Source organism: Deinococcus sedimenti (assembly GCF_014648135.1).
GTDB lineage: Bacteria > Deinococcota > Deinococci > Deinococcales > Deinococcaceae > Deinococcus > Deinococcus sedimenti.
In genome coordinates, this window is the sequence record NZ_BMQN01000003.1 from 258340 (window position 1) to 283658 (window position 25319).

Annotated in this window: 20 protein-coding genes and 2 pseudogenes; 15 read left to right on the forward strand and 7 right to left on the reverse strand. The window is 70.2% G+C overall.

Annotated features, from left to right (window positions below; genetic code table 11):
* Positions 1-396 precede the first annotated feature (396 nt).
* A complete protein-coding gene (locus tag IEY69_RS10325) occupies positions 397-3123 on the reverse strand; it encodes an EAL domain-containing protein (protein ID WP_189073072.1) in 2727 nt (908 codons plus the stop codon).
* A gap of 164 nt (positions 3124-3287) precedes the next feature.
* Between IEY69_RS10325 and IEY69_RS10330 the strand changes: the two genes are divergently transcribed.
* Positions 3288-4973, forward strand: coding sequence for an FAD-dependent oxidoreductase (locus IEY69_RS10330; protein ID WP_189073073.1), 1686 nt, complete (start codon positions 3288-3290; stop codon positions 4971-4973).
* Between the two features lie 9 nt (positions 4974-4982).
* On the opposite strand, the gene IEY69_RS10335 is transcribed toward IEY69_RS10330, so the two are convergent.
* Positions 4983-6632, reverse strand: coding sequence for an FAD-binding dehydrogenase (locus IEY69_RS10335; protein WP_189073074.1), 1650 nt, complete (start codon positions 6630-6632; stop codon positions 4983-4985).
* A 63-nt stretch (positions 6633-6695) separates the two neighbouring features.
* Between IEY69_RS10335 and IEY69_RS10340 the strand changes: the two genes are divergently transcribed.
* From IEY69_RS10340 to ureC, 3 genes are all read left to right on the forward strand, one after another.
* Positions 6696-7373 (forward strand): FadR/GntR family transcriptional regulator, encoded by a 678-nt coding sequence (locus IEY69_RS10340; protein ID WP_189073075.1) that lies wholly within the window; start codon positions 6696-6698, stop codon positions 7371-7373.
* Between the two features lie 127 nt (positions 7374-7500).
* Positions 7501-8187: an urease subunit gamma gene (locus IEY69_RS10345; protein ID WP_189073076.1), complete on the forward strand. Its 687-nt coding sequence runs from the start codon at positions 7501-7503 to the stop codon at positions 8185-8187.
* The gene (gene ureC / locus IEY69_RS10350; protein WP_189073077.1) at positions 8184-9905 is read left to right on the forward strand and encodes an urease subunit alpha; all 1722 of its coding nucleotides are present in this window, start codon (positions 8184-8186) and stop codon (positions 9903-9905) included. The genes IEY69_RS10345 and ureC overlap by 4 nt, the downstream gene beginning before the upstream one ends.
* 198 nt (positions 9906-10103) lie before the next feature.
* Here ureC and IEY69_RS10355 read toward each other — a convergent pair whose 3' ends face one another.
* Together IEY69_RS10355 and IEY69_RS10360 are read right to left on the reverse strand one after the other, a co-directional pair.
* Complete coding sequence (locus IEY69_RS10355; protein ID WP_189073078.1) at positions 10104-10691, reverse strand: hypothetical protein; 588 nt, start codon at positions 10689-10691, stop codon at positions 10104-10106.
* Between the two features lie 135 nt (positions 10692-10826).
* Positions 10827-10937: pseudogene (locus IEY69_RS10360) on the reverse strand (IS5/IS1182 family transposase); the annotation flags it as partial.
* A gap of 110 nt (positions 10938-11047) precedes the next feature.
* Between IEY69_RS10360 and IEY69_RS10365 the strand changes: the two are divergent.
* Positions 11048-11883, forward strand: a pseudogene (locus IEY69_RS10365) (IS5 family transposase).
* 151 nt (positions 11884-12034) lie between these two features.
* Here the strand turns inward: IEY69_RS10365 and IEY69_RS10370 are convergent.
* Genes IEY69_RS10370 through IEY69_RS10380 form a run of 3 tightly spaced genes read right to left on the reverse strand, consistent with a single transcriptional unit; the run spans position 12035 to position 15749 of the window.
* The gene (locus IEY69_RS10370; RefSeq protein ID WP_189073079.1) at positions 12035-14254 is read right to left on the reverse strand and encodes a xanthine dehydrogenase family protein molybdopterin-binding subunit; all 2220 of its coding nucleotides are present in this window, start codon (positions 14252-14254) and stop codon (positions 12035-12037) included.
* Positions 14251-15222 (reverse strand): FAD binding domain-containing protein, encoded by a 972-nt coding sequence (locus IEY69_RS10375; RefSeq protein WP_189073080.1) that lies wholly within the window; start codon positions 15220-15222, stop codon positions 14251-14253. The genes IEY69_RS10370 and IEY69_RS10375 overlap by 4 nt, the downstream gene beginning before the upstream one ends.
* Positions 15219-15749, reverse strand: coding sequence for a 2Fe-2S iron-sulfur cluster-binding protein (locus IEY69_RS10380; RefSeq protein ID WP_229783837.1), 531 nt, complete (start codon positions 15747-15749; stop codon positions 15219-15221). Before IEY69_RS10380 ends, IEY69_RS10375 begins: the two co-directional genes overlap by 4 nt.
* A gap of 170 nt (positions 15750-15919) precedes the next feature.
* On the opposite strand from IEY69_RS10380, the gene IEY69_RS10385 reads away from it, so the two are divergent.
* The 10 genes from IEY69_RS10385 to IEY69_RS10430 all read left to right on the forward strand — a co-directional run bounded on the left by IEY69_RS10385 (position 15920) and on the right by IEY69_RS10430 (position 25260).
* Positions 15920-16375, forward strand: coding sequence for a hydrogenase maturation nickel metallochaperone HypA/HybF (locus IEY69_RS10385; protein ID WP_189073082.1), 456 nt, complete (start codon positions 15920-15922; stop codon positions 16373-16375).
* Positions 16372-17028, forward strand: a complete 657-nt coding sequence (gene hypB / locus IEY69_RS10390) for a hydrogenase nickel incorporation protein HypB (protein WP_189073083.1) — start codon at positions 16372-16374, stop codon at positions 17026-17028. Before IEY69_RS10385 ends, hypB begins: the two co-directional genes overlap by 4 nt.
* Entirely contained in the window at positions 17025-17492 is a 468-nt protein-coding gene (locus IEY69_RS10395) for an urease accessory protein UreE (protein ID WP_189073084.1), read from the forward strand. Before hypB ends, IEY69_RS10395 begins: the two co-directional genes overlap by 4 nt.
* Positions 17489-18133: an urease accessory protein UreF gene (locus tag IEY69_RS10400; protein WP_189073085.1), complete on the forward strand. Its 645-nt coding sequence runs from the start codon at positions 17489-17491 to the stop codon at positions 18131-18133. Before IEY69_RS10395 ends, IEY69_RS10400 begins: the two co-directional genes overlap by 4 nt.
* A 34-nt stretch (positions 18134-18167) precedes the next feature.
* Positions 18168-18839 carry an urease accessory protein UreG gene (gene ureG / locus IEY69_RS10405; RefSeq protein ID WP_189073086.1) on the forward strand — a complete coding sequence of 224 codons (672 nt, stop codon included), beginning with the start codon at positions 18168-18170 and terminating at the stop codon, positions 18837-18839.
* Positions 18840-18868: 29 nt separating this feature from the next.
* The gene (locus IEY69_RS10410; protein ID WP_505705240.1) at positions 18869-19636 is read left to right on the forward strand and encodes an urease accessory protein UreD; all 768 of its coding nucleotides are present in this window, start codon (positions 18869-18871) and stop codon (positions 19634-19636) included.
* Positions 19637-19947: 311 nt separating this feature from the next.
* On the forward strand, positions 19948-20748 hold the full coding sequence (locus IEY69_RS10415; protein ID WP_189073087.1) for a cyclase family protein: 801 nt from the start codon (positions 19948-19950) through the stop codon (positions 20746-20748).
* A 320-nt stretch (positions 20749-21068) separates the two neighbouring features.
* Entirely contained in the window at positions 21069-22697 is a 1629-nt protein-coding gene (locus tag IEY69_RS10420; RefSeq protein WP_189073088.1) for a GGDEF domain-containing protein, read from the forward strand.
* 41 nt (positions 22698-22738) lie between these two features.
* Positions 22739-23899 (forward strand): acyl-CoA dehydrogenase family protein, encoded by a 1161-nt coding sequence (locus tag IEY69_RS10425; RefSeq protein WP_189073089.1) that lies wholly within the window; start codon positions 22739-22741, stop codon positions 23897-23899.
* Between the two features lie 218 nt (positions 23900-24117).
* Positions 24118-25260 carry an ABC transporter substrate-binding protein gene (locus IEY69_RS10430; RefSeq protein ID WP_189073090.1) on the forward strand — a complete coding sequence of 381 codons (1143 nt, stop codon included), beginning with the start codon at positions 24118-24120 and terminating at the stop codon, positions 25258-25260.
* Positions 25261-25319 lie beyond the last annotated feature (59 nt).

A 25319-nucleotide genomic window follows, 5' to 3' on the forward strand; every position in this document is an offset into this window, starting at 1 on the left:
GGCTCCACGCTGTGGTGTGACGCTACCCAGCACATTGAATTCGCCAACAAAGTCCAGTTCCAGCCAGCTACCAGATGTGATACGGACTCCGATTGAATGGGCTGCAAAGCCCATTCAATCGGAGCGAAGCGAGTGGGAGCAATACGGGTTCCGGACGTGGAGCCGGCAATCCGGTGAAGTTCCGGATTGTTGGCGAAACAAACGGAATCCGTATGAGTTGACGGTTTTCGCGAATCTGTCCACCGGAATCCGTATCAGACAGACAGCAGTGGGCAGTGGAGTTGGAGGCCGTGCCCGTGGCCTGGGGGGCAACTCGACACCGCGGCCAGATCTCGACAATCCCGCTGCCCCGCCCATCGGCAGCCGGCGCTGGTGAGCCCCGCGCCCGCCGAGGTCTTACCGCAGGCTGGTCCAGCCGTCCAGCGCGGCCCAGTCTGGCCGTTCACTTGGCGGACTGTACAGGTACCCCTGTCCGAGCGTGCAGCCCATCTCCCGCAGGATTGCCTCGTGCTCCAGGGTTTCGATGCCCTCGGCGATCACCTCGAACCTCAGGCGACTGGCCAGTTCCATCACGGCGCCGGTCAGGACCTGCAGCCGGTCGTTCCCGTCGATGCCCCAGACGAACGTGCGGTCCAGCTTCAAGTGGTGGATGGGCAGGTGCTGCAGGACGCTGAGCGCGGAGTGGCCCGTGCCGAAATCGTCGAGTGCCAGTCCGAAACCCCAGCTGCGCAGCGCCGAGAGGTCCTGCGTCACCTGGGCGAGGTTCACGAGCACCCCGCTTTCGGTGACCTCGAACGCCAGATGTGCCGGCGCGTCCGGAAACTCGTCCATCAGGGCCTGCATGCGGGCCATGAAGTTCGGCGCGTTCAGTTCCGTGGGAGACAGGTTCACGGCGATCCGCAGCGGGCGTCCCAGCAGGGTGCTGCCGCGCCGCGCTTCGAGCAGCGCCGTGCGGATCACGAAGTCCGTGATCACGTGAATCTGGCCCATCTGTTCAGCCAGTGGAATGAACTGGTCGGGCGGCACCCGGCCGCACACCGGATCGGCCCAGCGGACGAGGGCCTCGGCCTTGACGATCTGCCCGGTGTCCAGATCGACGATCGGCTGGTAGTGCACCTGGAAGTCCCGGCGGTCCAGGGCGCGCCGCAGGGCGCCGTCGAGCATCAGGCGACGGCGCTGCAGGTCCAGGTGCCGGTCCTCGAACAGCAGCAGCGCGCCCTCCTGCGCCAGCGGCAGACTGGACTCGACGGCCTGCAGCGCCTCCGCCGCGCTCTCGCTGGCGGGCCAGGGGCGCGCGCAGGCCCGGACGCGGGGGAAGACGGTGTCCTCAGCCAGGTGTACCGGGTCAAGCAGTGAGGGGCGCAGGTCGGTGGGCGGCTCGGGCAGCAGCAGCGCGAAGGTCCGCTCATCGAGCTGTCCCAGCAGCGCGTTCGGGTACGTGTCGCTCAGCGTCCGGGAGAACGCCAGGGTGAGCTGGTCGGCCAGGTCGGCCTGCCCGGTCCGCAGTTCGGTGATGTTCAGGCACTGCACGGCCAACAGGGAGCGCCCCGGGGTGGACGCCGCTGCAGCGGCCAGGTCCTGGAAATGCGCGCGGTTGGGCAGGGCGGACACGGGAGCGAACCGGGTGACGCGCACGAGCTGCTCGTTGAGCTCGTGCTGGTCGGTGACGTCGCGAAACAGGAAGAGGACGTCCGATGTGCCGTCGTCGTGCGTGCGAACCTGCGCGCGGCTGTGCAGCCACATGTGCTGCCCGTCGGCCCGTTCGAGATGCATGATCGACTGCGTGAACTGGGCAGAGCCGCTCGTGAGCGCCTGGAAGTTGGGGCTGCGGCCCTGCATGACCCGGCCCTGGGTGTCGCGCACCACCAGCGGCGCGAGCAGGTCCGGCAGCGTCTGGGCCTGGATGGCGTGGTCGCCGAGCAGGTCCGCCACCCGACTGTTGCGGGACAGGATCCGGCCGTCCGCGTCGAGGAGGAGCAGGGCCTCGTCGAGGGACTCGATGATCGCGGCGTGCTGCGCGGCCGTGCGGATCAGGTCCTGCTGCGCCCGCTCACGCTCGGTGACGTTGTTCATGGCCACGACCGCCCCGGTCACCTGGCCCTGCGCGTTGCGGATCGGGGTGGCGTTGCACGCGAACACGTTCCGGCGGGTGGTGTTCTGCACGCCGATGATCACGGCCCGCACCGCCTCGCCCTGCAGCGCCCTGAACAGCGGCACCTCCTCCTGCGTCAGGAGGCGCGTGAAGTCCGGGGTGTGCAGGCCGTACGTCGCGGCCCAGTCCGGCGCGAGCGTCCCGGACGGACTGCCGTGGTGGAGTTGCCCGGCCGCTTCATTCATCACGAGGTGGCCCTCGGCGTCGCTGATGACCACCTGGTCGTACAGGCTGTCGAGCAGCGCCACATGGAAATCCCGCTCCGCGCTGAGTTCCGCCGTGCGTTCCCGGACGAGCGCCTCGAAGCGCTGCGCGCGGCGCTGCTGCGCGTCGCCGACCAGTCCCCCGGCGACCACCACGGCCAGGGCCGCCGCCACGGCCACGGCCACGGCCGACACGCCGGGCGGTTCGGTGAGGGCGCCGGCGGGCAGCAGCGTGGCGAACGCGTGGGCCAGCAGCGTGATCATCACGCTCTGCCCGACCGTCACGGTCAGCAGTTGCGCTCCGCCGCTCAGCCCTGGGCGCCGCACCAGGCTCGCGGCCCCGAGGGAGACCGCGGCGGCCAGGGCCGTGAGGGCCAGCAGGTCCGGCCAGTGGGGGGTCAGCGTCAGTCCGGCGTATCCGCTCAGGCCAGCGACCTGCGCCGCCGTGACCGTCAGCAGCAGCGCGACCGTCACGCGCAGCGGGCCGTCCTGCGCGTGATGCCGGTACCAGCGCAGGAACCCCGTGACCAGCAGCGTCACCACGAGCCAGTGCAGGCCGCCCTGCGCGGCGGATATCGGCAGCCCGTGGCCGAGCAGGAGGACGGTCTGCGCGCTCCACAGCCCGGAACCCAGGACGGCGCTGGACAGCAGCTGGTCGCGCCGCCTCACCTGCCCGGACACCAGCTGCGTGCGCGCCTGCACGCGAATCAGGGCGCCCGCGGCCAGCACGCTCAGCAGACTCAGCACGAAGGGAAGAAGAAACGACATCGTGAACCATCCTTGTCTGGGGGTGTGGAGGCTCAGTGTTTCACGGGGACTCTTACAGAACGCCTTCAGGGCCGGAGGGCCCCGCCGCCCGGAGCGCCGCCGTACACTGACGGCACGACCATGACCACATCCACCTCACGCCTGGACGGCCGGACGGCACGCCGATGATCACCGCCGAGTGCCTGCGCACCCTGCCGCTGTTCGCGGACCTGCACGAGACGGTGCTGCACGACGTGGCGGCCGAGGCCGCCGAGGTGCACCTGATCCCCGGCGAGTACCTCGTACGTGAGGGGGATTCCGTCGCGTTCTACGTGCTGCTCAGTGGTGAGCTGGCCGTCACGAAGGACGTGGCGGGGACCACGCAGGCGGTCGACACCTACGGCCCGGGCGACTCGTTCGGAGAGCTGCCGCTGCTGCTCGGCACCACTGCCACGGTGGACCTGCAGGCCCTGACGTCCGCGCGGGTCATGCGGGTCGAAGCGCTGGAGTTCATGGCGCTGCTGCAGCACTCCGAGGCGCTGACCGCGAAGGTCCTGTCGAACATGACCCGCCGCATCGGGAACCTGCAGCGGCTGGCGCTCGACACGCCCCCGGCCGTGACGATGCTCGTCGGTTCGGCCGACGACCTGCACTGCTTCGGCCTGCGGGACTTCCTGTCACGCAACCAAGTGGTGTTCCGGTGGCTGGACCCGGGCGCGCCGACCCTGTCGTGCGCCGTGCCTGCCGGCGTGACGGACGGGCCGCTGCCGGCCGTGGTGCTGCCGGACGGGGAGGTGCTGCGGCAGCCCAGCGTGCGGGACGTGGCGCGGCGGGTGGGCCTGCAAGTTGATCCCACGTGCGACGAGTACGACGTGGTGATCCTGGGTGGCGGTCCGGCCGGGCTGGCCGCGGCGGTGTACGGCGCGTCCGAGGGGCTGTGTACGCTGCTGGTGGAAAAGGAGGCGCCGGGCGGGCAGGCGGGCACGAGCAGCCGCATCGAGAATTACCTGGGGTTCCCGACGGGCCTGTCCGGTGGTGAGCTGAGCGCGCGGGCGCTGCGTCAGGCGCGGCGGTTCGGCGCGGACGTGATCACCACCCGTGAGGCCAGCGCTCTGGAGCCCGGTGACGATCGGCACGAGGTGGTGCTGGACGGCGGGACCCGCGTCCGCGCGCGCAGCGTGGTCCTGACCGTGGGCGTCGCGTGGCGCCGGCTGCCGCTGCCGGACGCGGAGCGGTTCGTGGGGCGTGGCGTGTGGTACGGCGCGGCGCGGACGGAAGCGCCGGGCACGCGCGGGAAGGACGTGTACCTGATCGGGGGGGGCAACTCGGCCGGGCAGGCGGCGATGTTCTTCTCGAACTACGCGCGGCGCGTGTCGGTCCTGATTCGCGCGCCGCACATCGAGCGTGGGATGTCGCAGTACCTGATCGACCAGCTGCGCGCCCGGCCGAACGTGCGCATCTGCGAGTGCTGCGAGGTGACGGCCCTGCACGGCGACGCGCACCTGCGCGGCCTGACGGTGCACCACACCGACACCGGGGAGGACGAGGCGGTCGAGACCGACTCGCTGTTCGTGCTGATCGGCGCGGACGCCCGCACCGACTGGCTGGACGGGGTGGTGCTGCGCGACGAACGCGGGTACGTCTGCTCGGGCCTGGACCTCGCGCCGGAGGGCGCGTGGCCGCTCGAACGGGACCCCTTTCCGCTGGAGACCAGCGTGCCGGGCGTGTTCGTGGCGGGGGACGTGCGGCGCGGGTCGGTCAAGCGGGTGGCCAGCAGCGTCGGCGAGGGCAGCATGAGCATCGCGCTCGTGCATCAGTTCCTGGCCCTGCAAGACGCCGCGCGGGAGGACCGTCCCCGCCCACCGGCCTGAGCGCGGGGGTCAGCGCAGGGCGCGGCCCGCCACGCGCCCGCTGAACAGGCAGCCACCCAGGAACGTGCCTTCCAGTGCGCGGTAGCCGTGGAAGCCGCCCCCGCCGAAGCCCGCGACCTCCCCTGCGGCGTACAGGCCGGGGATGGGCTGCCCGCCCGGGCCGAGCACCTGCCCCTGCAGGTTCGTTTCGAGTCCGCCGAGGGATTTGCGGGTGAGGATGTTCAGTTTCACGGCGATCAGGGGGCCGCTGGCGGGGTCGAGGATCGGGGCGGGGTTCGCCACGCGGATGAGCTTCTCGCTGAGGATGGCGCGCGCGCCGCGCACGACGGCCAGCTGCGGGTCCTTTCCGGCGGGGTTGCGGACCTGCAGGTCGCGGTCCAGCACCTCGCGTTCCACGGTGGCGTGGTCGACGGGCGTGTCCGGGGTCAGGTCGTTCATGCCGCGCACGAGGTCCGGCAGGGTGTCCCGCACGACGAAGTCCGCGCCGTGGTCCACGAACGCCTGGAGGGCCGGGGTCAGGTTCCGGCCCAGCCGTCCGGCGACGGCTTTCAGGTCGCGGTGGGTGAGGTCGTGGTTCTGTTCGCTGCCGCTCAGGGCGTATTCGCGTTTGATGACCGCGCGGTTGGCCAGGAACCACGTGTGCGGGTAGCCGCGCGTGGTGATGTGCTGCAGGGTGTCCAGGGTACTCGCGCCGGGAATGTGCGGGTACGGGAGGCGGCGGCCGGTCGGGTCGAGCCACAGGCTGCTGGGGCCGGGCAGGATGCGGATGGCGTGCGCGGGCCAGATGGGGTTCCAGTTGCGCAGGCCCTCGGTGTAGTGCCACATGCGGTCCGGGTTGATGAGGTTCCCGCCCTGAGCGGCGACCTGCTGCTGCAGGAGGCCGTCCACGTGCTGCGGTACGCCGGACAGCAGATGGGTGGGGGCGGGGCCGAGTCGGTCGGTGGGCCAGAAGCGCCGCACGAGGTCGTGGTTCCCTCCGATCCCGCCGGACGTGATGAGGACCGCCCCGGCGTTCAGGTCGAAGTCCCCGGTCACGACGCGTGAACTGGACTCGCCGCGCGGGGTGTCCGACGGTTCCAGCACGTCGCCGCTGACGCCGTGAACCGCGCCCGCCGTGATGTTCAGGCGGCGGACGCGGTGCCGGAACCGGAACTGGATGCGGCCAGCCTGCTGGTGCGCCCGCACGCGCCGCTCAAAGGGTTCGACCACCCCGGGCCCGGTCCCCCAGGTGATGTGGAACCGCGGGACGCTGTTGCCCGGCTGGCCCGCGCCTGCCCCGCCCCGCTCGGCCCAGCCGACCGCGGGGAACCAGCGCATGCCCATGCCACGCAGCCACTCGCGCTTCTCGCCCGCGGCGAAATCCAGGTACGCGTCGGCCCACTGCCGGGGCCAGTGGTCCTCGGGGCGGTCAAAGGCGGCCGTGACCGCCCAGTCGCGCCGCGCGAGGTCCAGCGAGTCGCGGATGCCCAGGCGGCGCTGTTCGGGGCTGTCCACGAAGAACAGCCCGCCGAACGACCAGTGGGCCTGCCCGCCGAGATTCTGCTCGCCTTCCTGATCCAGCAGGAGCACGGTCCGGCCAGCGTCGGCCAGTTCGGCAGCGGCGACCAGTCCGGCCAGTCCGGCGCCCACGACGATCACGTCCGCTTGAGGAGTTGCCATGACCTATTCAACAGGTTCCGGGCGTCCTGTTCAATACCGCCGGGCGGACCCTATGGTGAGCAGGTGAGCGCCCCTGTCTCCCCCACCCGCCTCGACACGGCCATGGCGCACGTGCAGCGCCTCATCCAGACGCAGCGGCTGCCCGCCGGCGCGCCCCTGCCGTCCGAGGGGCAGCTCAGCCGCGACCTGGGCATCAGCCGCGGCATGGTGCGCGAAGCGTACCGCGCCCTGGCGGCCACCGGCGCGGTCAGCCTGAGCAACGGCCGCGCGCCCCGCGTCGGCCACCTGAACGCCGATCCCGTCACGCTGATGCTCCGCCACGCGCTCAGCACCGGTCAGGTGAGCGTTCAGCACGCCCTGAGCCTGCGGCGCGCCCTGGACACCGAAGCGGCCCGCCTCGCGGCCCTGCACCGCAGCGAACCGCAGGCCCAGGCCCTCGTGCAGGCCGCCGAGCAGCTGCGCAGCAGTCCGGACCTCCTGCGTGACGACCTGCACTTCCACGCCCTGATCGCCGAGAGTTCCGGCAACCCGCTGTTCGTGCTGCTGGCCCGCACCTTCAGCGACCTGGCCGGGCAGTCCATCGCGCACGGCCGGCACCACTACGTGGACACCTTTCACACCGACGCGTTCGTCGACGCGCACCGGCAGGTGGCGCGTGCCATCGCCGACCGGCAACCCGACCGGGCCGCGCTGGCCCTGCACCGCCACTACGAGCAGGCTGAACTGGCCACCCTCCTGTAACGCCGGGCTGGCCCGCGGCGCGCTGCGGTCCGGGCGTGCCCGCCCGGCGGTCTACACAAACCCGGCCGGTCGGGCGGACCCGCAGTAGCCTGAGCCATTCCCGTCCCGCTCAGGAGGTTCACCCGGCATGCAGCTCACCGAACGCGAACGAGACAAGCTCCTGATCTTTGCGGCGGCCCAGGTGGCCCGGGATCGCCGCGCCCGCGGCCTGAAACTCAACCACCCTGAAGCGGTGGCGCTGATCACCGCGGCCGTGCTCGAAGGCATCCGCGACGGCCGGCGCGTGGAGGACCTGATGAGCTGGGGCGCGACGATCCTCACGCCGGACGACGTAATGGACGGCGTACCCGAGCTGATCCACGACATCCAGGTGGAGGGCACGTTTCCCGACGGGACCAAACTGGTGACCATTCACGACCCCATCCGCGGCGCGGCCAGCGCGGTCGTCCCCGGCGAGTACCTGCTCGAGGACGACGACATCGAACTGAACGCCGGGCGGCCCGTCACGCCCCTCACCGTCGCCAACCGCACGGACCGCCCCATTCAGGTCGGCAGTCACTTCCATTTCTTCGAGGTGAACGCCGGCCTGCACTTCGACCGCGCCCGCGCGTACGGCCAGCGGCTGAATATTCCCGCCGGCACGGCCGTGCGCTTCGAGCCGGGCGAGGAACGCGACGTGGACCTCGTGCCCCTGGGCGGCACGCGCGAGGTGCACGGCATGAACGCCCTAGTCAGCGGCGCACTGGACGGCGAGGGCATGAACCGCGCCGCGCTGGGCCGCGCCCGCGAGCAGGGCTTCGGAGGGGCCGAGTGAGGGTCACCCGGAAGCAGTACGCCGACCTGTACGGCCCCACGGTGGGTGACCGCGTGCGGCTGGGCGACACGGGGCTCCTGATCGAGGTCGAGCGGGACTTCACCACGTACGGCGAGGAGGTCAAGTTCGGCGGCGGGAAGGTCATCCGGGACGGGCTGGGCCAGAGCAGCACCGCCACCCGTTCTGATCCGAATGTGCCGGATCTGGTGATCACGAACGCGCTGATTCTGGATCACTGGGGCGTCGTGAAGGCGGACGTGGGCGTGAAGAACGGGCGGATCACGGCCATCGGCAAGGCCGGGAATCCCGGCACGCAGGATGGCGTCACGCCGGGCCTGACCATCGGGGCGAGTACCGAGATCGTCGCGGGCGAGGGGCACATCCTCACGGCGGGCGGGGTGGACACGCACATTCACTTCATCGCGCCGCAGCAGTGCTGGACGGCGCTGGAATCCGGTGTGACGACCATGATCGGCGGCGGCACCGGCCCCACGGCGGGCACGTCGGCGACGACCTGCACGCCGGGCGAGTGGCACATCCACCGCATGCTGGAATCCCTGGCGGGCCTGCCGCTGAACTTCGGGCTGCTCGGCAAGGGGAATGCCAGCACACAGCCGCCGCTGGCTGAGCAGATCCGCGCGGGGGCGCTGGGCCTGAAACTGCACGAGGACTGGGGCACCACGCCCGCCGCCATCCACGCCGCGCTGAGCGTCGCCGAGGACTTCGACATCCAGGTCGCGATCCACACCGACACGCTGAACGAGTCGGGGTTCGTCGAGGACTCCATCCGGGCGTTCGCGGGGCGCACCATCCACACCTTCCACACCGAGGGCGCCGGGGGCGGGCACGCGCCGGACATCATCAAGGTGGCGGGGCTGCCGAACGTCCTGCCGAGCAGCACCAACCCGACCATGCCGTTCACGGTGAACACCATCCACGAGCATCTGGACATGCTGATGGTCTGCCACCACCTCAGCCCGCGCATTCCCGAGGACGTCTCGTTTGCCGAGAGCCGCATCCGCCCCGAGACGATCGCCGCCGAGGACGTCCTGCACGACCTGGGCGTGTTCAGCATGATGAGCAGCGACAGTCAGGCGATGGGCCGCGTGGGCGAGGTCATCACCCGCACGTGGCAGACGGCGCACAAGATGAAACTCCAGCGCGGCCCGCTGAACATTCCCGGTCTGGGCGCCGACACCCGCGCGGACAACCTGCGCGCCCGGCGGTACGTCGCCAAGTACACCATCAACCCCGCCGTCGCCCACGGCATCGCGCACGAGGTCGGCAGCGTCGAGGTCGGGAAACTGGCCGATCTGGTGCTGTGGAAACCCGCCTTCTTCGGCGCGAAGACCGCGCTGGTCATCAAGGGTGGGTTCGTCGTCGCCGCGCAGATGGGCGACGCGAACGCCAGCATCCCCACGCCGCAACCCGTGTACCCCCGCCCGATGTTCGCCGCGCACGGCGCCGGACCGGACACCACCTGCCTGCACTTCGTGTCGCAGGTCAGCCTTCAGGACGGCCACCTGCCGGACGTGGGCCGCCGCTACAGCGCCGTCTCACACACCCGCGACATCGGCAAGCGGGACATGATCCTCAACGCCGAGACGCCCGACATCCACGTCAACCCCGAAACGTACGAGGTGCGCGTGAACGGCGACCTCGTGACGTGCGAGCCGCTGGACGAACTCCCACTCGCCCAGCGGTACTTCCTGTTCTGACAGCGGTTTTCAGGGAGACTGAGGGGTTTTCTCAGTCTCCCCGAAACGAGCAGGGTGAATACCCGCCGACAATATTGATAACGGCACGGCTTAGAGTTGATGTGGCGATATTTGCCGAATGCTGGATGGACAACGATCCCTTTCGGACGATGCAAACCTCGGCCGCTCTCAATAAGTCAGGCTTCTTCTTATAGGCGGCTATTTAAGGAGGCCCGCAAGACGTGCATCCTCTAAAATCCCGAGCGCACGCTTCTCCTCAAACTTATTCGAATAGTAGTGCTCCAGAGGTACCTGACCCATCGGGATTCGGGAAAGATTCATATTCGTCAGCGAAAAATTGCCACTGAAGCCACTGGCAGTCAAGAAAAACAAGAGTGGTCCTCCAGCTTTTTTGACCCCAATATAATCCCCAAGCTGGTACAGCGTCCGCTTTCCTTCCGCATCGTCCATAATTGCAGCTGGCTCTAGAAACTTCAGCTTGTCTCCTGGCCTAACTCGGTTCGGGAGGCGGTTTTTAAGGACTTTGGTCACAAAAATCTCTCGCTCCGCATAAGGCATGCCTGACTCTTCTGTAGCTTTAAAAAAGCGTGCTTTTTCAAAGTCTCCCCTCAGGTTTCCGACGACAATGAGGGGAGACTCTTTCTCGGCTTCCTTGAAAGTCGGGTAAACGTCGAAGGAGCCTTCAATAGTTACAACCCTTTCAACGGCCGAGCTTCTCTTGCTGATCAGTGCAATAGAGAGTGCTCCAATTGCGGTTGCGGCTAGTGTAATCGCTAAAATTTTCATTACTGCCCCCATTTTTGCTTCAGCTCGCCCTTATCGAAGGCCTGTAGCACGTCGGAAAAACTATCGGCCGAGGGGTATGCATGTGACACCATGATGCTCGACTCTGTTGTCTCGTTAAAGTGCGTCTGAAGACCGTCAGGGTGGATCTTTTGCCAGGCGACGCACCATCAGCCGAATCATGACTTCATAGACCAGGTTCTCCGCGGTGTCGATGAGCGCTTCGTCGTCCTTGGCCATCCTCCGCGACTTTCCCAACTAGGCGAAGGTTCGCTCTAAAGTGCATCTGAAAAACGTGCTGGCGCAGGTTTTCTCAGAGGCATCGTGCGCGCACGGTAGAGGTCGGAGGTGGAGCGCTCATGACCCGAGCTGCGTATCCAAATGATTTCACCGACGCCGAGTGGAACGTAATTTTTCCTCTTCTGCCTCAAGCGTCATCCGTTGGTCGTCCACGGAAGTGGTCGCCGCGAGAGATCCTGGACGGGATCTTTGACGTCCTGCGGGACGGAATTGCGTGGCGGGCGATGCCGCACGATTTACCCCCTGGCAGACGATTGATCACGATCACCGTCTATGGCGACTGCGGGGCGTCTGGGAGGCACTTCATATGGTCCTTCGGGAGTTAGTCCGCCAGCGTGAGTGTCGCGCAGCGACCCCCAGTGCCGCGATCATCGACAGCCAATCGGTGAAAACGACCGAAGCCGGTGGCCCTCGCGGCTGAAAGAAAGTCAGTGGTCGTAAACGTCACCTGCTCGTCGACACCCTGGGACTCATCATGGCGATCAAGGTACACGAGGCTGATATCCAGGACCGCACCAGTGCGGTCCTCCTGCTGCGCGACCTGCCCAATGTTGTCCCACGCATGGGGCATATGTGGGCGGATACTGGGTACACCGGCAAGCTGGCGAGCGACATCAAGACCCATCTGGGCTGGACGATGGAGATCGTCAAACGTCCCTGGTCCGGATGGCAGTGGACCTGAGCGCCAAAGGACGCACCTCCACGCGTCGTGGAGGTGCCAAAAGGGTTTGTGGTGCTGAAGCGCCGTTGGGTGGTGGAGCGAACTTTCGCTTGGTTGGGAAAGTCGTGCAGGATGGCCAAGGACCACGAAGCGCTCATCGACACCGCGGAGAACCTGGTCTATGAAGTCATGATTCGTCTGATGGTGCGTCGCCTGGCAAAAGATCCACCCTGACGGTCTTCAGACGCACTTTAGCGGTTGGAAGTGAAGTTATAGGGCGTGCCCTTGGCCCCTCAATGGAACTGGAAACCGCTGTGACCGGACCACGACCGGCGCCCTGGGGTATGCCTGACCCCCAGGGCGCCGGTCACAGGCGTCAGCCCGGTCAGGTGACCGGCTGGTCGTCCCACCCGGCGAGAACCCTGTCCAGGGTGATGGGGAAGTCGCGCACGCGGACGCCGCTGGCGTTGTACACGGCGTTCGCGACCGCCGCGCCGACGCCGCTGATGCCCAGTTCCCCGACGCCCTTGGCGCGCAGCGGGCTGGACTGGTCGTCGAGTTCATCCAGGAAGATCACGTCGAGATCCGGGATGTCCGCGTGGACGGGCACGTGGTACTCGCCCAGGTCGTGGTTGACGAACAGGCCGAGTTCGTGGTCGACGTGCAGGGCCTCCATCAGGGCGCTGCCGATGCCCATGGTCATGCCGCCCAGGCACTGGCTACGGGCCGTGACGGGGTTCAGGATGCGTCCGGCGGCGACGACGCTCAGGGCGCGGCGCACGCGGATCTCACCGGTGTGGGCGTTCACGCCGACCTCCACGAAGTGCGCGCCGAAGCCCGCCTGCATGAACTGCTTGGTCAGGTCCCCGAAGGTGATGCGCGCGGTGGCCTCCACGCCGCTCTTCCCGGCCAGGTCACTCAGGTCGGTGCAGTCGGCGCCCTCCCAGACCTTCCCGCCGCGGAAGACGGCACTGGCGGGCGAGTACCCGGCCTGTTGCGCCAGGGTGCGGCGCAACTCGTCGCAGGCGGCGTACACGCCGGCGGAACTGCTGTTCGCGCCCCAGGAACCGCCGGACCCGCTGGCCTTGGGGAAGTCCGAGTCGCCGAGTTTCACCTCGACCTGCGGGACGTCTAGGCCGAGCATCTCCGCGGCGACCTGCGCCAGGACCGTGTAGCTGCCGGTGCCGATGTCGGTCATCTGTGTTTCCACGGTCAGGGTCCCGCCGGGGTTCAGGCGGACGGTCGCGCCGGACGGCTGCACGAGGTTGGTGCGGAACGCGGACGCCACGCCGTAGCCCACGTACCACTCGCCATCCTGCCGTTCGCGGGGCGCGCGGGGCCGGTCGTCCCAGCCGAACGCCTTCGCGCCGGTGCGTAGCGCGGCTGCCAGGCGGCGGGACGAGAAGGGCCGCTTCGGACCTTTTTCGGGGTCGAACTGCACGTCGTTGCGCAGGCGCAGTTCGACCGGGTCGAGGCCCAGCTGCTCGGCGAGTTCGTCCATGGCGCCCTCGATGGCGAGCATGCCGACCGCCTCGCCGGGGGCGCGCATGCTCGCGCCGGGCGGCAGGTCCAGTTCGCTCTGGCGGGTGCGGATCAGGCGGTGCTCGCCGCCGTACAGGTACTTGGTCTGCTCGCCGGCGGGTTCGCTGTCCCCGCCGGGCAGGTTCCCGGTCCAGGTGTCGTGCCCGACGGCGTGCAGGACGCCGTCCTCGTCCGCGCCGAGGCGGACGCGCTGGATGGTCGCGGCGCGGTGGGAGGTGTTGTTGAAGATCAGGGGCCGCTGCAGGGTCGTCTTGACGGGGCGGCCCAGCAGGCGCGCGGCGGCGGCGGAGAGCACCGCGTCGGAGAAGAACAGCAGTTTCGTGCCGAAGCCCCCGCCGATGTACGCCGCGACGACCCGCACGTCCTTCTGCGGGAGGTTCAGGGTCAGCGCCAGGCCGCGCCGGACCCAGTGCACCACCTGATGCGCGGTGTGAACGGTCAGCTGGTCGCCGTCCCAGTGGGCGATGGTGGCGTGCGGTTCCATGGGTGCCTGCGACTGGTCGGGGGTGATGTAGGTCAGGTCGACGCGCACCGCCGATTTTTTGAAGGCCGGTTCGAAGTCACCGACGACGCTGTCCACGGCGTCCTTGGGTTCCTTGCCCTGCTCGGTGGTGTCGGCCAGGGTGAACTGGCCGGGCATGCGGTCGTACTCGATCTCGATGAGGTGCGCGGCGGCGCGGGCCTGCTCGAAGGTCTCGGCCACGACGAACGCGACGGCCTGATGGTAGTGGCGGATCTCGGGTCCGCTGAGTTGCGGGGACGCCTCGGTCTGCTGCGGGACGGGCGTGTCGCTCTTCGCCTGGGTCGGCATGTTCTCGTGCGTCAGGACCAGCAGGACGCCGGGGGCCGCCTCGGCCGCGCGCGTGTCGATGCGCGTGACCCGGCCGTGGGCGATCTGCGAGCCGAGCACGAAGCCGTACGTGGGCGCCTCGGGCAGCTGGTACTCGTAGGCGTACGTGGCCTGCCCGGTGACTTTCAGTGGGCCCTCGATGCGGGTGTAGGGCCGGGTGACGACGCGCTCCTGATCAATGGGGTTGGGGGGGGACGCCTGCTCGAACTTCATGCCTGTTCCTCCTGGGCCGCCTGGGCCAGCACGGCCCGGACGGTGCGGCGCAGCAGCGGCACCTTGAAGGCGTTCTGCTCGGTGGGGCGCGCGCCCTCGAACGCCCGGTCGATCAGCGTGTCGGCGCGCGCCTCACCGCTGGCCTGCGCGGCGGCGCGCTCGGCGTCCCGGACGCGCCAGGGGCGCGGCGCGACCCCGCCGAACGCCACGCGGACGTCCGGGCCGTTCACGATGGCCGCGACCGACACCAGCGCGAACGCGTACGACGCGCGGTCCCTGACCTTGCGGTACACGTGCGTGCCGCCGACCGGGGGGGGCAGGGTCACGCCGGTGATGAGTTCACCGGGTTCCAGCGTGGTCTCGAGGTGCGGGGTGTCCTCCGGCAGGCGGTAGAACTCGTCGAGCGTCAGGGCGCGGGGCGTGCCGTCGGGTTTCAGGGTGTTCACGGTGGCGTCCAGCACGCGCAGCGCGACCGCCATGTCCGACGGGTGCTGGGCGATGCAGGCGTCGCTGGTGCCGACCACGGCCAGGGTCCGGCTCAGGCCGCGCAGGGCCGCGCAGCCGCTGCCGGGGTCGCGTTTGTTGCACGGGAGGTTGGTGTCGTAGAAGTACGGGCAGCGGGCGCGCTGCAGCAGGTTGCCGCCGGTGGTGGCCTTGTTGCGGATCTGCCCGGACGCGCCGGCCACGATGGCGCGCGTGAGGACGGCGTAGTCGGCCTTCACGCGCGGGTGCGCGGCGAGGTCGGTGTTCGTCACGAGCGCCCCGACGTGCAGGCCGCCGTCCGGGGTGTCCGTCACGGCGCGCAGGTCGAGCGGCCCGAGGTCGATCAGGCGGCTGGGCTGCTCGATGTCGAGTTTCATCAGGTCCAGCAGGTTGGTGCCGCCCGCGATGAACTTGGTGCCGGGCGCCTCGGCGGCCTGCGCGGCGGCCTGCGGCGTCTCGGCGCGGGCGTACGAGAAGGCCCTCACGCGCCCTCTCCGGCGTGCACGTCCATGACGGCCGCGATGATGTTCGGGTACGCGGCGCAGCGGCAGATGTTGCCGCTCAGGCGCTCACGCAGCTCCTCGGCGCTGAAGGTCACGTCGTCCAGGTGCGCGGTGACGTGGCTGGGGACGCCGCGTGCGATCTCGTCCAGCGTCCCGACCGACGAGCACAGCTGCCCGGGCGTGCAGTACCCGCACTGGTAGCCGTCGTGGCGGATGAAGGCGTCCTGCAGCGGGTGCAGCTGTTCCGGCGTGCCCAGCCCCTCGACGGTGGTGACGGCCTGACCGTCGTGCATGACCGCCAGCGTCAGGCAGCTGAGGACGCGCTGCCCGTCGAGCAGGACGGTGCACGCGCCGCACTGACCGTGATCGCAGCCCTTCTTGGTGCCGGTCAGGTGCAGCGTCTCGCGCAGCGCGTCGAGCAGGGTGACGCGCGGGTCGACGGTCAGGGTGTGCGCCGCGCCGTTCACGGTGAGGGTGACGGGCAGGCGCGCGGGGACAGCTTCGGACATCGGAACCTCCGGGAGTTGGGAATCGGGCAGGGTGGGCGGCCCGCCGGGCCGGTGCACCTGTGTACACACGGTCCGGGGGTGCGCCTGCAGCGGCAGGCTACCCTGGGCCATGCTTCACACGATCGCGTACTGGTCGGGCGGCCACCTGCCAATCAGGTCAAGTCGACTTCATGCATGAGGCGTCGGTGGCGCTCGCGCTGGTGGACGTGGCGACCGAGGCCCTGCACGAGCACGGCGGCGCGCGCGTCACGGCGCTGACGGTGCGGGTGGGCGCGTGGTCGAGCGTGGTCCCGGAGGCTCTCATGGCGGCCTTCCCTGCCTGCGCGGCCGGTACGCCGCTGCAGGGCGCCCGCCTGACGGTGGTGCGGGTGCCGGGCGTGGGCGACTGCCCCGCGCACGGACCGGTGGAACTCGACCTGACGCGCGGGCTGCGCTGCCCGTCGTGCGGCGCGGCCGTCCCGGCACTGGTGCAGGGCGACGAACTGGAACTCGACGAACTGGAACTCGGTGACCCCGAACTTGGTGAACTGGCACTCGGCCGACAGGGGCGGCCCGAACCCGACCCGGCCGGACCTGAACGGACCGCGCTGCCGGACTCCGAAACTCCGGGACAGGAGGACGTATGACCACACCCCGCATCGTGACCGTGCGGCAGCACATCCTGAAATCGAACGATCACACCGCCGCGCAGAACCGCTCCGCGTTCGCGGCGGCCGGCGTGCGGGCCATCAACCTGGCGAGCAGTCCGGGCGCCGGGAAGACCGCGCTGCTGGAACGGACCCTGCGCGACCTGTCCGCCCACCTGCGCATGGCGGTCGCGGTGGGAGACCTGGCGACCGAGAACGACGCGGCGCGGCTGCGCCAGCAGGGCGCGCAGGCCGAGCAGATCGTGACGGGCACCGTGTGCCACCTGGACGCGGCCATGGTGCAGGCGGTGCTGCCCCGCTTCGACCTGCGGGACCTGGACGTGCTGTTTCTCGAGAACGTCGGGAATCTGGTGTGCCCCAGCTCGTACGATCTGGGCGAGGCGGCCCGCGCGGTGCTGATCAGCACGACCGAGGGGGAGGACAAGCCGCTCAAGTACCCGACGATGTTCAACACGGCGGACGTGGTGGTAATCACGAAGATGGACCTGGCGGACGCGGTGGGGTTCGACCGGGACCTGTGCCGGGAGGCCATCGACCGCGCGCGGCCCGGCGTGCCGGTGATCGAACTCAGCAGCCGCAGCGGCGCGGGCCTGGACGCGTGGTTCGCATTCGTGCGGGGCGAGCCGACGTGACCCGCCTGACCGGGCTGCGCCGCCCGCTGCTGCCCGCAGCCACCGCACCCGGCGGCCCCGGCAGCGCGGCCGTGCCAGTGCCGGTGCCGGTGCCGATGACGGCCGTGGATCGCCGCCGGGTGCGCCGCCGCCTGACGGCGCCCGACGGCGTGGAATTGCGCCTGGCCTACCCGACCGGCACGGTCCTGACGCCGGGCACGTGCCTGCACGAGCAGGCGGGCGTGCAGTACGTGGTGGTGGCCGCCCCGGAGGACGTCGCGGTGATTCACCCCCGGACCCTGGCGGAGGCGGCGGCACTGGGCCACGCGGTCGGGAATCTGCACCGGGACCTCGTGACGGACGGCCCGGCATTCCTGGCGCTGTGGGACGCGCCGCTGGAACTGCTGCTCACGCGGCTGGGCGTGCCGTTCGCGCGGGACTTCCGCGCCTTTCACGGCCGTCCCAGCTGGGAGCACGCGGGATGAGCCTGCTGCGGCTGCTGCAGCTGGCCGACACGGCCTTTCCGGCCGGTGCCTACGCGTTCAGTGACGGTCTGGAAACCCTGACGCAGCGCGGCGAGGTGCGCACGCCCGGCGACCTGACGGCGTTTCTGGCGGGGCAACTGACGCACGGCTGGGGGGCGCAGGACGCGTCAGCCTGTGCGCTGTCGTGGGGCGCCGACCGCGGCACGCTGGCGGAATTGGACGACCTCCTGGACGACCTGAAGCTCGTGCCGGGGCTGCGCGCGTCGAGCACGCGGGTCGGCGCGAACCTGCGCCGCGCCGCCACGCACCTCTGGCCGGACGTCGTGGCGACCCTGCCCACCACACGGCACCACGCGACCACTTTCGGCGTACTCGGGCACGCCCTCTGCACGCCGCGCGCGGACACCGTCACGGCGTTCGTGAGCGGCTGGCTGCTGGGCCGCGCCACGTCCGCCACGCGCCTGATGCGCCTGGGCGGGCTGGACGCCCAGCGCTGCGCCGCCCACTGTGAACCGGCCGCGCAGGCGTGCATCCACGCGGCGCTGCGCGCCACACCGGACGACCTCTGCACGTTCACCCCGCACCTCGACGTGGCCGCCAGCGAGCAGCCCGCCCTGGACGCGCGGCTGTTCCAGACGTAGCCGCGCCCCCGACCCGCCGCTCACAGGAGATCCCATGACGCATCCCCCGACCCCCTCTCCCCTGCGCATCGGCGTGGGCGGCCCGGTCGGCAGTGGCAAGACCGCGCTGCTCGAAGCGCTGTGCCGCGCCCTGAGAGACCGCTACGACCTGGCCGTCATCACCAACGACATCTACACCTTCGAGGATCAGCGCATCCTGACCGCCGCGGCGGCCCTGCCGGCCGACCGCATCCGGGGCGTGCAGACCGGCGGCTGCCCCCACACCGCGATCCGCGAGGACACCTCCCTCAACCAGGAGGCCGCCGAGGCCCTCAGCGCGGCCTACCCCGGCCTGGACCTGCTGTTCATCGAGTCTGGCGGGGATAATCTGGCGTCCTCGTTCTCCCCGGAGCTGGTGGACGCGTGGATGTTCGTGCTGGACGTGTCCGGCGGCGAGAAGGTCCCGCGCAAGGGCGGGCCGGGCGTGCGGGCCAGCGACCTGCTGGTGATCAACAAGACCGACCTCGCGCCGATGGTGGGCGCCGACCTGCGCGTCATGGACGCCGACGCCCGCGCCGGACGGACCGTGGCGGGTCAGGTGCGTCCCTTCGTGTTCACCAACCTCCGGACCGGGCAGGGCCTGAGCGACGTGATCGCCTGGATCGAGCACGACCTGCTGTTCCGCGACGTGCCCCCACCCCGCACCGGCCTGCCGGAGAACCCCTGAGCCTCCTGACCCGCACGCGCACCGGCGTCCTGCACCTGCACTTCGGGGTGCGGGCCGGGCGCACCGCCCTGCTGCGCGACACGCAGAAGGCCCCGCTGATGGTGATCCGCCCGTTTCCCCTGCCGTGCGGCACGCTGATGGTCTTCATCGTGAATCCCACCGGTGGCGTGCTGGGCGGCGACCACGCGGAAATCCGCGTCACGGTCGACGCGGACGCGCGGGTGCTGATCCTCACGCAGTCCGCCACGCGCGTGCAGCCGTCACCGGACCGGCGCCCCGCCACGCAGGACGTGCACTTCACCGTGGCCACCGGCGCGCGGCTGGAATTCCACCCGGAGCGCACGATTCCGTTCGCTGGCAGCGCCTTCGCGCAGACCCTGACGGCGGACCTCGAGGACGGCGCGCAGTTCGGGCTGACGGAGACGCTCGCGTCGGGACGCGTGCAGACCGGCGAGCGGCTGGCCTTTCACTCGGTCGAGAGCCGCGTGCAGGTGCGGGTCGCGGGCCGCCGGGTGTACCTCGACCGGCAGCGCCTCATCCCGGGCCTGGACGCCGGTGCGCCCGGCGTGTGGGGCGGGCACGACTACCAGGCGTCGGGCGTGTTCGTCGGGGGCGCCCCGCCGGCCTCACTGCCGGGCGTGCCCGGCCGGCTCGCCTCGGGCGTCTCGGCGGGCGGGGCAGTCTGGCTGCGGGGCGTGGCGCGGCGCGGCCCGGACCTGGACGCCGCGCTGCACGCCGCCCGCGAGGAACTGCGCCTCGCGCTGTGGGGCGCCGCACCCCTGCGCGTACGCCGCTGACCACGGCGGCCAGGTCCACCCTGTGCACCGGGGCTCCACGGTCAACCTCTGCCCTGCTCACAGCGTTTCCAGGTGTGCTGGGAACCCCTCACCACACCTGAAACGAGCGGACTCGCAAGGCTGCGAAGCAGAGCGAGAAGCCGTCAACATCAGCGGTTGGAAGTGGAATTGGAGGGCGTGCCCTTGGCCCTTCAACGGAACTGGAAACCGCTGTCCGGTCCTCGCTCCGCTCGGCGCAGAGGGATCCAGGGAGACCGTCCAGACCTCTAAATCCTGCCGTGCGGGCGCCAGCCGACCGGTACAGTGCAGGCATGCTGCCCTCACCCCGCGCCCGCCTGATCGACCTGTCCGCGCCGCTGAGCAACGCCACGAGCGACTTCGAACCCAACCCGCACCGCATCACGTACGTGGATCACGCGCAGGCCGCCGAGCAGGCCCGCGCGCTGCTGGGGCTGCCCGGCCCGGTGATGGACCGCGTGCTGGCGCGCGGCCACGTCTGGAGCGTCGAGAACGTCACGCTGAGCACGCACAGCGGCACCCACGTGGACGCCCCGTACCATTACGGGCCGCGCATGGCCGACGGCAGCGCCCCCCTGACGATCGATCAGGTGCCGCTCGAGTGGTGCTGGGGCCGCGGCGTGCGCCTCGACCTGCGGCACCGACCAGCCGGCGCGGGCATCACGGCAGCGGACGTGCAGGCCGCGCTGGACGCCGCCGGACATGTCCTGGCCGAGGGCGACGTGGTCCTGACCCTCACCGGGGCGAGCGCCCACTACCACGAGGCCGGGTACGAGCAGCGGCACGCCGGGTACACCCGGGACGGCCTGGCGTGGCTGGTGGACCGCGGCGTGCGCCTGATCGGCATCGACGCGTGGGGCATCGACCGGCCGTTCGGCCCGCTGATTCAGGACGCCGCTGCGGGACGCGCGGAGTTCTGGGAAGCGCACTTCTACGGCCTGGAACGGCCGTACCTGCAGATCGAGAAGCTCTGCAACCTCGAGGCCCTGCCAGCCACGGGCTTCACCGTCATGGCGTTTCCCGTGAAGGTCGAGGGCGCCAGCGCCGGATGGGCGCGGGTGGTGGCGTTCGTGGACGGCAGCCCGCAGGACTGACAGCAGCATTCAGGAGTAGTGAACGAGCGGAGCGAGCACCTGACACCACCAGCGGTTGGAAGTGGAATTGAAGGGCGTGGTGCTGGCCCTTCAATGGAATTGGAAAGCGCTGTGAGCGCTGTGTTCAGGTCGACCCCGGGCCCGACACTGCGCCTCAGGGCTTCACGGCCCACCGCTGTCCTGCTCAGGTGCTCGCTCTGCCGCGCAGCTCTTCGGGTGCCCTCGGTTCAGAGCCGTGGGGGGAGACCCTCCGGGTCGCCGGCCCCGGCGATGAACCCAGCGTGAGGGCCGCCGCGCCGCCCGCGCCGTAAGCTGACGGAGTGGCCCCGTCGTCTCCTCCCACCAGCGGTGACCTGGACGCCCTGCGGCAGCTGACGCGGCAGGTGGCGCACGGCGCCCTGCAACACGATCAGGTCGCCGGTCTACTGGCCGACGTTGCCGAGCGGCTGGCGGCGCTGGGCGGCGCCCTGACCCCCCCGGGTCAGGCGGGCGTGCCGGTGACGGTGCGGGAGCAGGAGGTCGCGCGCCTGGCCCTGCCGTCACCGGACCCGGCTGTCCCGGCGGCCCTGGACGACCTGGCGCTGCTCCTGACGCCCCTGATCGGCCTGCTGCGCGGCCGTGAGCTGGCGCGTCACTTGGCCGAGCTGAACAACTGGATGGTCCGTCAGGACGATCCGCAGGTGGCGTTCGGCCGGGTGCGGGACCTGCTGCGCGACCTCGGGGCGCAGCATGTGACCCTGGTCCCGCAGCCGCTCGCGTCGCCCGGCGACGGGCTGATCCTGCCCCTGGCGGGGCGGTACCGCGCGCGTCAGGCGCTGCAGGTGCAGCCGGTCCCGGCGTGGACGGCCGAGGAGCACCGCACGGCCGCCGCCGCCGCCCGGCAGTTCGCCCTGCTGCTGGAACGGGTCGCGGCAGAAAACCGCCTGGAGACCCTGCTGCACCTGCAACGGCAGCTGGGCAGCGTGGCGGCCGAGGCGCTGTACGCGCCGCTGCTGGACGCTGCGGTGCGCCTAGTGCCAGGCGCGCAGGGCGGCAGCCTGCTGGTCCGTCAGGGGGACTCGTTCCGGTTCGCGGCGGTGGCCGGCTACCCGTTCGCGGCGCTGCAGGACGTCACGTTCGCGTGGCAGGAGACCCGGGACGTCTGGTACGGCCTGGGCGAGGCGGCCTGGCAAGGCGGCGCGCCGCGGGTGCTGGACCAGGTCGGCCTGCACCGGCACGGGCGGGGGTACAGCATGGACGGGCGGCGCGTGCAGGACCTGCTGCCACAGGTCCTGCACCTGCAGAGCGGGCTGGCCGTTCCGGTGCTGGTGGAGGACGACGTGTACGCCCTGATCAACCTCGACGCGTTCGACGACCCGGCGGCGTTCGACGGGGACGCCACCCGCATCGCCCAGGCATTCGGGAGCATGGCGTCCCTGCTGATCCACGAGGCGCGGCGGCGGGACCTGATGACCCGGCTGGCGCGGACGGACGACCTCACCGGACTGGGCAACCGCCGGGCGCTGAACGAGCACCTCGCGGCGGCCGCGCAACTGACCCGCGACGGCGAGGCCCTGTCGCTGCTGGTGATGGACCTGCGGGGCTTCAAACGCATCAACGACGAGCTGGGGCACGCGGCCGGGGACGAGGCGCTGCGGCAGGTGGCGGAGCTGCTGCGCCGCGAACTGCCCGGCACCGACCTGCTGTTCCGCTGGGGCGGTGACGAGTTCGCGGCCATCCTGTCCGGCACGCCGCCCGACGCGGCGCTGCAGGCCGCGCAGCGGATCACCGGCGCGCTGGGCGCCCTGCGGATCGGTGATCTGCCGCTGCGCGCGAACATCGGGGTGTCCAGCCTGGGGTCCGGGGACAACGCCGAGCAGCTGCTGGCCCGCGCGGACGCCGCGATGTACGCCGCGCGCGACCGGGGCGCGGCGGTGGCCGAATCGGCGAGCGAACCGGCCGGTCCCTGAGCGCGCGGCGCACGCTGCCGTCCGCTGTGGTATCAACAGCCATGTTTGACGACTTCGCCGTGCATGACCTGCTGACACCCGATGAACGCCTCGTGCGCGAGAGTGTCCGGGCGTTCTGCGACGCGGAGCTGCTGCCCCACGTGGCCGACTGGTGGGACAGCGGCGCGCTGCCGGTCCGGGACGTGATGCGCCGCTTCGGGCAGATGGGTCTGCTCGGGCCGACCACGCCCGAGGCGTACGGCGGGGCTGGCGTCACGTACAGCGCCTACGGCGCGATGATGTACGAACTCGAACGGGTGGACAGTGGCCTGCGCAGCGCCGCCAGCGTGCAGGGCAGTCTGGTCATGCACCCCATCCACGCGTTCGGCAGTGACGAGCAGCGGCAGCGCTGGCTGCCCGGCCTGGCCAGCGGCACCCTGATCGGCTGCTTCGGCCTGACCGAACCGGACGGCGGCAGTGACCCCGGCGCGATGCGCACCCGCGCGCGGACCGACGGGGATCACGTCGTGCTGAACGGCTCGAAAATGTGGATCACCAACAGCCCCGAGGCGGACGTGGCCGTCGTGTGGGCCAAGGACGACGCAGACGTCGTGCGGGGTTACCTCGTGCCGACCGACACGCCCGGCTTCAGCGCGCCGCCCATTCACCGCAAGCAGAGCCTGCGGGCCAGCGTCACCGGCGAGATCGTCCTGAACGACTGCCGCGTCCCGCGCGACCACGTCCTGCCGGGCAGTCACGGGCTGAAAAGTCCCCTGTCGTGCCTGACGTCCGCCCGGTTCGGCATCGCGTGGGGCGCCATGGGCGCGCTCGAAGCGGTCCTGACCGCCACGCTGGACTACACGGGCAGCCGGGTGACGTTCGGGCAGCCGATCGCGGCGCGGCAGCTGGTGCAGGACAAACTGGTGCGCATGGCCACCGATCACAGCCTCGGGCTGCTGCTCGCCTGGCGGCTCGGGCAGCTCAAGGACGCCGGACGCATGAACTACGCGCAGGTCAGCTACGCCAAGCGCAACAACGTCCGCGTGGCGCTGCAGGGCGCGCGCCTCGCCCGGGAACTGCACGGCGGCAACGGCATCACCACCGAGTACCCCGTCATCCGGCACATGCTGAACCTCGAAACGGTGGACACCTACGAGGGCACGCACGACATTCACACGCTGATCGTCGGGCGTCACCTCACGGGCCTCAGCGCGCTGGGCTAGGTTCCGGCAGGGCCGCGGACCGGCGGGCGACGGGGAGGCGTGCCCTCTGCGTCGCCCGCCGGCTCACGTGGTGGCGCGTGAACGCGCGTCCGCGAGGCGCAGCGGGCGAGTGTGGCACAGGCTGGACGCCCGCTGGCCCGCCTGTGCCATACTTCGCGCATCAACCGTTCAAGCTGTCACCGCGCCTGGCTGCGGTGAGGAACCCGTGGAGGTTCACCATGAAAAAGGCACTGCTGCTGAGCATTCTGGCCCTGTCGTCCCTCGCTGCCGCCGAAGTCCGGGTGGGCGTGATCGTCTCCTCGACCGGCCCCGCCGCCAGCCTCGGTATTCCCGAGAAGAACACCGTGGCGCTGCTGCCGCAGACCATCGCCGGGCAGCAGATCGTGTACACGATCCTCGACGACGCCTCCGACACCACCGCCGCGGTCACCAACACCCGCAAACTCATCCAGGACAACAAGGTGGACCTGATCATCGGCACGACCACCACCCCCGCCTCGCTGGCCATGATCGACGTGGTCGCCGAGGCGAAGGTCCCCATGATCAGCCTCGCGGCCAGTGAAGGGATCATCAAACCCGTGGACGCCAAGCGCAGCTGGGTGTTCAAGACCCCGCAGACCGACGCGCTGATGGCCGCCGCCATCGTGCAGCACATGGTGCAGAACAAGGTCAAGACGATCGGCTACATCGGCTTCAACGACGCGTACGGGGAAGGCTGGGCGAACGAACTCAAGAAGAACGCCGCCGCGCGCGGACTGAAGATCATCGCCGAGGAACGCTACAGCCGCAGCGACACCAGCGTCACCGGACAGGTCCTGAAACTCGCGGCCGCCCGCCCCGACGCCATCCTGATCGGCGCGTCCGGCGTGCCGGCCGTGCTGCCCCAGAAGGCCCTCAAGGACCGCGGGTACGCGGGCAAGATCTACCAGACGCACGGCGTGGCGAACGCCGACTTCCTGCGCGTCGGCGGACGCGACGTGGAAGGCGCGATCCTGCCGGCCGGACCGGTCCTGGTGGCCGATCAGCTGCCCAGCACCAACCCCACCCGCAAGGTCGGCCTGGCCTACATGAACCTGTACGAGGCGAAGTACGGCAAGGACAGCGTCAGCACCTTCGGCGCGCACATGTGGGACGCGGGCCTGCTGATGCAGAAGGCCATTCCGGCCGCCCTGAAAAAAGCCAAGCCCGGCACCGCGGCGTTCCGGGAGGCGCTGCGTGACGCGCTCGAAGGCACGCGTAACGTCATCGGCGCGCACGGCATCTTCAACCTGTCCGCCACCGACCACCTGGGCCTGGACGCCCGCAGCCGCGTGATGGTGCAGGTCGTGGACGGCACCTGGAAACTGCTGCCCACCCGCTGACCCGTGGCGGCGCCACCCGCTGACCGCGTCTGGTCCGGCGGGTGGCGCCGTCCACGTCC

What these genes read in the sequence shown, in the direction of transcription:
- IEY69_RS10325 (WP_189073072.1), bottom strand. Translation starts at nt 3,123, where the DNA reads ATGTCGTTTCTTCTTCCCTTCGTGCTGAGTCTGCTGAGCGTGCTGGCC.
- IEY69_RS10330 (WP_189073073.1), top strand. Translation starts at nt 3,288, where the DNA reads ATGATCACCGCCGAGTGCCTGCGCACCCTGCCGCTGTTCGCGGACCTG.
- IEY69_RS10335 (WP_189073074.1), bottom strand. Translation starts at nt 6,632, where the DNA reads ATGGCAACTCCTCAAGCGGACGTGATCGTCGTGGGCGCCGGACTGGCC.
- IEY69_RS10345 (WP_189073076.1), top strand. Translation starts at nt 7,501, where the DNA reads ATGCAGCTCACCGAACGCGAACGAGACAAGCTCCTGATCTTTGCGGCG.
- IEY69_RS10355 (WP_189073078.1), bottom strand. Translation starts at nt 10,691, where the DNA reads ATGAAAATTTTAGCGATTACACTAGCCGCAACCGCAATTGGAGCACTC.
- IEY69_RS10370 (WP_189073079.1), bottom strand. Translation starts at nt 14,254, where the DNA reads ATGAAGTTCGAGCAGGCGTCCCCCCCCAACCCCATTGATCAGGAGCGC.
- IEY69_RS10380 (WP_229783837.1), bottom strand. Translation starts at nt 15,749, where the DNA reads ATGTCCGAAGCTGTCCCCGCGCGCCTGCCCGTCACCCTCACCGTGAAC.
- IEY69_RS10385 (WP_189073082.1), top strand. Translation starts at nt 15,920, where the DNA reads ATGCATGAGGCGTCGGTGGCGCTCGCGCTGGTGGACGTGGCGACCGAG.
- hypB (WP_189073083.1), top strand. Translation starts at nt 16,372, where the DNA reads ATGACCACACCCCGCATCGTGACCGTGCGGCAGCACATCCTGAAATCG.
- IEY69_RS10400 (WP_189073085.1), top strand. Translation starts at nt 17,489, where the DNA reads ATGAGCCTGCTGCGGCTGCTGCAGCTGGCCGACACGGCCTTTCCGGCC.
- ureG (WP_189073086.1), top strand. Translation starts at nt 18,168, where the DNA reads ATGACGCATCCCCCGACCCCCTCTCCCCTGCGCATCGGCGTGGGCGGC.
- IEY69_RS10415 (WP_189073087.1), top strand. Translation starts at nt 19,948, where the DNA reads ATGCTGCCCTCACCCCGCGCCCGCCTGATCGACCTGTCCGCGCCGCTG.
- IEY69_RS10425 (WP_189073089.1), top strand. Translation starts at nt 22,739, where the DNA reads ATGTTTGACGACTTCGCCGTGCATGACCTGCTGACACCCGATGAACGC.
- IEY69_RS10430 (WP_189073090.1), top strand. Translation starts at nt 24,118, where the DNA reads ATGAAAAAGGCACTGCTGCTGAGCATTCTGGCCCTGTCGTCCCTCGCT.